Source organism: Cellulomonas septica (genome assembly GCF_012396155.1).
Taxonomy (GTDB): Bacteria; Actinomycetota; Actinomycetes; order Actinomycetales; family Cellulomonadaceae; genus Cellulomonas; species Cellulomonas septica.
In genome coordinates this window covers 1-8,182 of sequence record NZ_JAAXOY010000095.1, presented here as the reverse complement: position 1 = coordinate 8,182, position 8,182 = coordinate 1, and the positions used below count along the sequence as shown (strand labels likewise).

The 8,182-nt window shown below is 73.8% G+C and carries 4 protein-coding genes and 2 pseudogenes; all 6 read left to right on the top strand.

Annotation, left to right across the window (positions count from 1 at the left end; translation table 11 throughout):
- Window positions 1-374: pseudogene (locus tag HGA02_RS05825) on the top strand (ABC transporter ATP-binding protein); the annotation flags it as partial.
- Window positions 371-2,086: pseudogene (locus HGA02_RS21610) on the top strand (ABC transporter ATP-binding protein); the annotation flags it as partial. The pseudogenes HGA02_RS05825 and HGA02_RS21610, both read left to right, overlap by 4 nt.
- 6 nt (window positions 2,087-2,092) lie before the next feature.
- Complete coding sequence (locus HGA02_RS21605) at window positions 2,093-4,783, top strand: N-acetylmuramoyl-L-alanine amidase (RefSeq protein ID WP_343035304.1); 2,691 nt, start codon at window positions 2,093-2,095, stop codon at window positions 4,781-4,783.
- Window positions 4,784-4,907: 124 nt separating this feature from the next.
- The gene (locus tag HGA02_RS05815) at window positions 4,908-5,741 is read left to right on the top strand and encodes an ABC transporter permease (protein ID WP_168678209.1); all 834 of its coding nucleotides are present in this window, start codon (window positions 4,908-4,910) and stop codon (window positions 5,739-5,741) included.
- On the top strand, window positions 5,741-6,958 hold the full coding sequence (locus HGA02_RS05810; protein WP_168678208.1) for an ABC transporter ATP-binding protein: 1,218 nt from the start codon (window positions 5,741-5,743) through the stop codon (window positions 6,956-6,958). The genes HGA02_RS05815 and HGA02_RS05810 overlap by 1 nt, the downstream gene beginning before the upstream one ends.
- Window positions 6,955-8,182, top strand: a 1,228-nt coding sequence (locus tag HGA02_RS05805; RefSeq protein WP_343035303.1) for a glycosyltransferase family 4 protein, incomplete at its 3' end; no start/stop codon positions are given. The genes HGA02_RS05810 and HGA02_RS05805, both read left to right, overlap by 4 nt.

Below are 8,182 nucleotides of genomic sequence, written 5' to 3'. Positions count from 1 at the left end.
GGCAGCGCCTCGCGCTCGCCCGGGCGCTGGTCCGCGACCCCCGCGTGCTCGTGCTCGACGACGCGACGTCCGCGGTGGACCCGCGCGTCGAGCAGGCGATCCTGCGCGGCCTGCGCGACGACCGCGCCGGGTCGCCCACGGTGCTCCTGGTCGCCTACCGGATGTCGTCCGTGCTGCTGGCCGACGAGGTCGTGCACGTCGAGTCCGGCCGGGTGGTCGACCGCGGCACGCACGTCGAGCTCCTGGCGCGCGACGACGGCTACCGGGCGCTCGCGACCGCGTACGAGGAGGAGTCCGCGCGCCGGGCCGCGGACGGCGTCGAGGAGCTCGACGACGACCCGCAGCCGGTGCCGGCCGGGGAGGACGCCCGATGAGCGCGACGACGTCGGGCACGCCCGACCACCGGATGGCGTCCGCGAGCACGCTGGGCATCCTCGCGACCCTGCGCCGCGGCCTCGAGGTGTCGCCGCAGATGCTGCGGGGGTGGCGCGTGACGCTCCTGCTCGCGGTGCTCGCCGCGCTCGGCAAGGTGCTCGTGCCGCTCGTGGTCCAGCAGACCGTCGACACGGGCATCCTCGCGCCCGGCGGACCCGACGTGCCGCGCGTGCTCACGCTCACGGGCGCGGCGGCAGTCGGGCTCCTCGCCGCAGCGGTGTGCTCGGCGTACGTCAACGTGCGTCTGTTCCGGTCGAGCGAGGACGGGCTCCTCGCGCTGCGCACGCGCGCGTTCCGGCACGTGCACGACCTGTCCGTCCTCACGCAGCACACCGAGCGGCGCGGGTCGCTCGTCAGCCGCGTCACCTCCGACGTCGACACCATCTCGCTGTTCGTGCAGTGGGGCGGGATCATGCTGCTCGTCTCGGTGCTGCAGATCGTCGCCGCCTCGGTCCTCATGGCGCTCTACTCGTGGCAGCTCACGCTCGTCGTGTGGCTCGGCTTCATCCCCCTGCTGCTCGTCCTGCCGCCGCTCCAGCGTCGGGTCAACGCGCGGTACTCCGCGGTCCGCGAGCGGTACGGCGCGATGCTCGGCACGGTGTCGGAGTCCGTCGTGGGCGCCGAGACGATCCGCGCGTACGGCGCCGCCGACCGCACGCAGCGCCGCCTCGACGCCGCGATCACCGCGACGCGCAGCGCGATGGTGCGCGCGCAGAACCTCGTCTCCGTCGTCTTCTCGAGCGGCGTGCTCGTCTCGAACGTGGTCCTCGCGCTCGTCGTCGTCATCGGCACGTTCCTGGGGGTGCGCGGCGACGTCTCGGTGGGCCGCCTGCTCGCGTTCCTGTTCCTCGTGCAGCTGTTCACCGGTCCCGTGCAGATGGCCACCGAGATCCTCAACGAGCTGCAGAACGCGGTCGCCGGGTGGCGGCGCGTGCTCGGCGTCCTCGAGACGCCCGTGGCGGTGCAGGACCCGGGGACCGCCGGCGTGCCCAGCCCGCGCGGTCCCGCGACGGTCGAGCTGCGCGACGTCGCGTTCGCCTACCCCGAGGGTCGTCGCGTCCTGCACGACGTCGACCTGGAGGTGCCCGCGGGCGCGTCCGTGGCCGTCGTCGGCGCGACCGGCTCCGGCAAGACGACCATCGCGCGGCTCGTCGCGCGCCTCGTCGACCCCGAGCACGGCCGTGTGCTGCTCGACGGCACGGACCTGCGCGACATCCCCGCGACGGACCTGCGCGCCCGCGTCGTGCTCGTCCCGCAGGAGGGCTTCCTGTTCGAGGGCACGGTCGGCGAGAACGTCGCCTACGGGCTGCGGACGCCCGACGGCACCGCACCCGACCCCGTCGACGCGCGCGTGCGCGACGCCGTCGAGGCGCTGGGCCTCGGACCGTGGGTCGACGAGCTCGCCGCCGGCCTCGACACCGACGTGGGCCAGCGCGGCGAGTCGCTGTCCGCCGGCGAGCGCCAGCTCGTCGCGCTCGCACGCGCCTACCTGGCCGACCCCGACGTGCTGCTGCTCGACGAGGCGACGAGCGCCGTCGACCCGGCCACCGAGGTCCGCCTGGTCGGCGCGCTCGAGGAGCTGAGCACCGGGCGCACGACGCTGACCATCGCGCACCGGCTGTCCACCGCCGAGGCCGCCGACCTCGCGGTCGACGAGGTGCCCGTCGCCGTCGCGGGCGCCCCGGCATCGACCGACGGGGTCGCGGAGCCCGAGGTGTCCACGGCCCTGCCGGACGTCGTCGTCGCGGACGAGGTGGGCGCGCGCGCCGTCACGGACTCGGTGCCGGTCGACCCCTACCAGACGCTCGGCGTGACCTGGTCGTGGACGTCCGCGCCGGAGGACGTCGAGGTCAGCGTCCGCACCCGGACCGACGGCGAGTGGTCCGGGTGGGTCCCGCTCGAGAGCGACGGCGTCGCGCCCGACCCCGGCACGGCCGAGGCGGCGCGTGACGTCCGCGCGGGCACCGAGTCGGTGTGGATCGGCGACGCCGAGGACGTGCAGCTGTCCTTCGGGGCGGGGGCCGAGGCCGCGCAGGACGTGCGGCTCGCCCTCGTCGGGCCGGTCGACGGCGCAGGCACGGGCACCGGGGACGACGAGCGGACGCCGACCGCCACACCCTCCGCGACGTCCGACGCGACCGACGCGACCGACGCCCCGACCGCGACGCCCGCCGCCGCGACCGACGACGCGCTCGTCCGGACCGCCGACCGGTCGTCGCGCAGCACCGCGCGCGCGGCGGGCGACGTGCTGCCCGCGGCCGCGGTGACGACCACCGTGACGAACGCGGTGACGACCGCCGTCCCGGCCGCGGTGACGACCGCCGTCGCGCAGCCGGCCATCATCACGCGCGAGGGCTGGGGCGCCGCGCCGGCGCGCTGCACGCTCGACGTCGCCTCGACGCTGCTGGCCACGGTCGTGCACCACACCGCCGGGCCGAACACGTACTCGACGGTCGAGCAGGCGATGGCCCAGATCCGGGGCGACCAGCAGTACCACCAGAACGCCCGCGGCTGGTGCGACATCGGCTACAACTTCCTCGTCGACAAGTGGGGCAACATCTACGAGGGCCGCGACAACTCCGGCACGCAGCCGGTGATCGGCGTGCACGCCGGCGGCTTCAACACCGCGACCGTCGGCATCTCCATGCTCGGCGACTACAGCAGCATCACGCCGTCGGCCGGTGTCCAGGAGAGCGTCGCGCGGCTCATCGCCTGGCGCATGGCGTCCTACCACCGCGACCCCGGCAGCACGATCGGCTACACGACCCTCGGCGGCGAGAACTCGCGGTACCCCGCGGGGACGTGGCTCGCGCTGCCGGTCGTGATCGGGCACCGCGACGTCGCCTTCACGGCGTGCCCCGGCGAGCGCGGGTACGCCGTGCTCGGCGCGATCAAGCAGCGCGCACGGGACCTCATCGGCGGGCAGATCGTCAACCCCGCGCTCACGGCCACGAGCATCCCGGTCGGCGGGTCCGTCTCGGTCAACGGCGGCACCACGTCGACGATGGCGTGGACCCTGCGCGTCGTGGACGAGCGGACGGGCGTCCTGGTGCGCACGGTCACGGGCGCGACGCCGCCGTCGGGCGGCACCGCGATCGCGACGTGGAACGGCCGCAACGACGCCGGCACGCCGGTCGGCCCCGGCCCGTACCGGCTCACGCTCGACGTCGTCGACGCCGCCAACGGCTCTCCCGCGGTCGGCTGGACCGGTCGCGTCGAGGTCACCGGCACGTCGAACCCGCCGACCGTCCCGTCGGTGCCTCTCACGGGGGACCTGCGGTTCGTCCCGGTGACGCCCGCACGCCTGCTCGACACGCGTCCGACGGGAGCCTCGCTCGGTGCCGGCGGTCGCGTCGACCTCACCGTCACCGGCGTCGCCGGCGTCCCGGCCGACGCGAAGGCGGTCGCGCTCAACGTGACCGCGGTCGCGCCGTCGGCCATGACGTTCGTGCGCGTGTGGCCGGCCGGCGGCCCGATGCCCTCGTCGTCGACGTTCAACGCGGACCCGCGGCTCACCGCCGCGTCGGGCGTCCTCGTCGGCGTCGGTGGCCAGGGCAAGGTCAGCCTCTACAACAACAGCGGGTCGACGCACCTGGTCGTGGACGTCAGCGGCTACTTCGTCGACGGCTCGTCGGGTGTCGGCTACGAGCCGCTGCCGACCGGCGCCCGGATGATCGACACCCGCAGCGAGGGGGGCGCGCTCAGCGCCGGCACGACGCGCACCGTGCAGGTCACGGGTCGCGGCGGAGTCCCCGCGGGGGCGACGGCCGTCCTCGCCAACGTGAGCTCCGTGATGCCCGGCGGGGTCGGCAACGTCATCGCGTACCCCGCGGGCGGCACGGTCCCGACCATCGCGAGCGTCAACCACCTGCCCGGCGACAACGTGAGCAACCGCACCGTGGTGCCGCTGTCGGCCGACGGGCGGCTCGCGCTCACGCTGCAGGGCGCGCGCGCCGACGTGGTCGTGGACGTCATCGGCTGGTTCGGCCCGTCGGCGACGCAGCGGTTCACCCCGATCGACCCGGCCCGCGCCGCGGACACGCGCGCGTCGAGCCCGTTGCAGGAGGGCGAGGCGCGCGACCTCCCGCTGGGTTCGGTGGCCCTGCCCGCGCAGGCGAGGTCGGCCGTCCTGTCCCTCGCCGCGACCCAGCAGACCGCGACCATGACGTTCCTGACGGCGTGGCGACCGGGCACGGCGCGGCCCACCGCGTCGGACCTCAACACCGGGCGCGGTCGGGACCAGGCGGCGATGACCGTCGTGCCGCTCGGCTCCGACCGTCAGGTGCGCGTGTACAACGACAAGGGCTCGAGCCAGGTGATCGTGGACGTGCAGGGCTGGTTCGGCTGACCCGTGCGACCGCGCGCGGTCTGACCTCGTCGGACCGCGCGCGGCAGTCGGGTAGCCTGGGCTGCCGTCCCGGGCGCCGGACGTCGTCGAGCGCCGGACGGGAAGCCGACTCCCCGGAGGTCCTGTGAGCCTGATCGCCGACGTGCGCGCGTCGCGAGAGCTCCTCGTCAACCTGACGCGGCGCGAGGTCAAGGGCAAGTACAAGCGGACCGCCCTCGGGCAGCTGTGGTCGCTCGCCAACCCGCTCGCCCAGATGTTCGTCTACACGCTCGTGTTCTCGGTCATCATCCGGATCCAGCCGGGGGTGGGTGACCCGAGCGGGCTCGACGTCTTCGCGATCTGGCTGATGTGCGCGCTCCTGCCCTGGTCGTTCTTCACGGGCGTGGTGACCAACGGCATGGCGTCGCTGGTCGGCAACGAGAACCTCATCAAGAAGGTGTACTTCCCGCGGTCCGCGCTCGTCGTCTCGAGCACGCTCGCGCTGAGCTACACGTGGGCGATCGAGATGGCGGTGCTCGTCGTCGCGATCGTGCTGTTCGGCGGGAGCCCCTTCCTGTACCTGCCGCTCGTGCTCGTCGCGATGGTCGTCCTCGCGGCGTTCTCGCTCGGCGTCGCGATGCTGGCCTCGATCGCGAACGCCTACTTCCGCGACATGCAGCACCTCACGACGATCCTGTTCCAGGTCTGGTTCTACCTGACGCCGATCCTCTACCCGCTGTCGGAGGTCGCCCGCCGCGCGGAGGACGCCGGCCCCGTGTTCGGCGACGTGACGATCCTCGACCTGTACAAGCTCAACCCGATGGAGGGCTTCTCCGAGGTGTTCCGCAACCTCCTGTACGACAACCGTCTCCCGGAGTGGGGGACGGCCGTGGAGTGCGTGGTGTGGGCGGTCGTCGCCCTCGTGGCGGGCTCCTGGGTGTTCACCCGCCACCAGCGCCGGCTGGCGGAGGTCCTCTGATGGGCGACGCGATCGTCGTCGAGGGCGTCACCAAGAGCTTCCGCGTCTACCACGAGCGGAACCAGACGCTGAAGTCGGCCGTCATGCGCCGCTCGCGCGGCTCGTACGAGGACTTCCTCGCGCTGGACGACGTGAGCCTGTCGATCCCCGAGTCCTCGACGTTCGCGCTCGTCGGGGACAACGGGTCGGGCAAGTCCACGCTGCTCAAGTGCATGGCGCAGATCCTCGTCCCGGACGCCGGGCAGATCGCGATGCACGGCAAGGTCGCGGCGCTGCTCGAGGTCGGCTCGGGCTTCCACCCCGAGCTGTCGGGGCGCGACAACGTCTACCTCAACGGCTCGATCCTCGGCATGACCCGCCAGGAGATCGACCGCAAGTTCGACGAGATCGTCGACTTCTCCGGCGTCGAGCAGTTCATCGACCAGCCGGTGAAGAACTACTCGTCGGGCATGTACGTGCGGCTCGGCTTCGCGGTGGCGATCAACGTGGACCCGGAGATCCTGCTGGTCGACGAGGTGCTCGCGGTCGGCGACGCGGCCTTCCAGGCCAAGTGCATGGAGAAGTTCAGCACGCTCAACCGCGAGGGCCGCACGGTCGTCATCGTGTCGCACTCGCTGCCGTCCGTGAAGGCGATGGCCGACGCCGCGGCGTGGCTCGAGAAGGGCCACCTGCGCGAGGCGGGTCCCGCGGTCGACGTCCTCGAGCAGTACGAGCGGTCGACGCGGTCCGCGGCCGGCCTCGCGCTGGTCGACGGCCTCGAGCACACCGGCAGCGGCGAGATCCGGATCACGCGGGCCGAGGTCAGCCGGCCGTCGGGCGACGAGCGGCTGGTCGTGGGGGAGCCCGCGCGGGTCCGCCTGCACTGGACGGCGCAGACCCCGGTCGAGGCACCGGTCATCGGCATCGCGGTGGAGGCGCGCGACGGCACCTACCTCGCGGCGACCAACACGCGCGACGCCGGCGCACCGCTCGGCCGCGTGAGCGGCGAGGGCGTGCTCGAGTGCGAGCTGCCGTCGGTCCTGCTGCACCCGGGGGAGTACATCGTGACGGCCGCGGTGACGGACGCGAGCACGACGCACTCGATCGACCACGTGCGCGGCATCGCGCGCTTCACGGTCGACGCGGGCGCCGGCCACTGGTCCGGCGGCTACCTCGCGCTGCCGGCGCGCTGGACGCAGCCGGTCCCCGCGCGCGACGGCGCGGACGGTCGCGCGTGAGCCCGGTCCCCGCGCCCGCCGCGGGCGGGTCGCGCAGCCGCGTCCTCGTCGTGACGCTCGACCGCGTCGCCGAGCAGATGGCGGGTCCCGCGATCCGTGCCTGGGAGATCGCGACGTTCCTGTCGGGGGCGCACGACGTCCGCCTCGTGACGTTCGGCGAGTGCACGCGCACGGCCGCGACGTTCGACGCCGCGCACGTCGAGATCGGCGACTTCCGCGCGGCCGTCGACTGGGCGGACGTGGTCGTCCTGCAGGGCTACGTCGCGGCGACGTTCCCGTGGCTGCAGCAGGCCGACGTCGTGCTCGTCGTCGACCTCTACGACCCCTTCCACGTCGAGAGCCTCGAGGTGCTGCGCGATCGGCCGCTGCCGGAGCGCGACGCGTCGCTCGCGTCCGCGCTGCGCGAGCTCGACGCGCAGGTGCGCCGCGGCGACGTGTTCCTGTGCGCGTCGAGCCGGCAGCGGGACCTGTGGATCGGCCACCTCGCCGCCGCGGGACGACTCAACCCGCTCACGTACGACGCGGACCCGACGCTCCGGGAGCTCGTGCGCGTCGTGCCGTTCGGCGTCGCCGACGACGAGCCCCGCCGGACGGGTCCCGCGATCAAGGGCGTCGTCCCGGGCATCGCCGAGGACGACCTCGTCGTCCTGTGGGGCGGCGGGGTCTACAACTGGTTCGACCCGCTGACCCTCGTGCGCGCCGTCGACCGGCTGAAGGAGCGCGTGCCGCGGCTGCGGCTGTACTTCCTCGGCATGCGGCACCCGAACCCCGACGTGCCCGAGATGCGGATGGCGGTGCGGCTGCGCGACCTCGCCGAGGAGCTCGGGCTGGTCGGCACGCACGTGTTCTTCAACGAGGACTGGGTGCCGTACGAGCGTCGGGCCGACTACCTGCTCGACGCGGACCTCGGCGTCTCGTGCCACTTCCCGCACGTCGAGACCGAGTTCTCGTTTCGGACGCGCATCCTCGACTACCTGTGGGCGGGGCTGCCCATCGTCAGCACCGACGGGGACGCGTTCGCGCCGCTGATCCGGCAGGAAGGGCTGGGACGGGTCGTCCCCGCGCAGGACCCGACCGCTCTCGCGGACGCGCTCGAGGAGCTGCTCACGGACGACGCGGCGCGTGCCGCGACCGCGGGCGAGGTGCGGCGCGTCGCGCGCGACATGACGTGGTCGCGCGTGCTCGGTCCGCTCGCCGACGTGTGCGCGGACCCGCGCCGCGCGG

Coding starts and splice junctions, on each gene's coding strand:
- HGA02_RS05810 (WP_168678208.1), top strand. CDS start 5,741: ATGGGCGACGCGATCGTCGTCGAGGGCGTCACCAAGAGCTTCCGCGTC.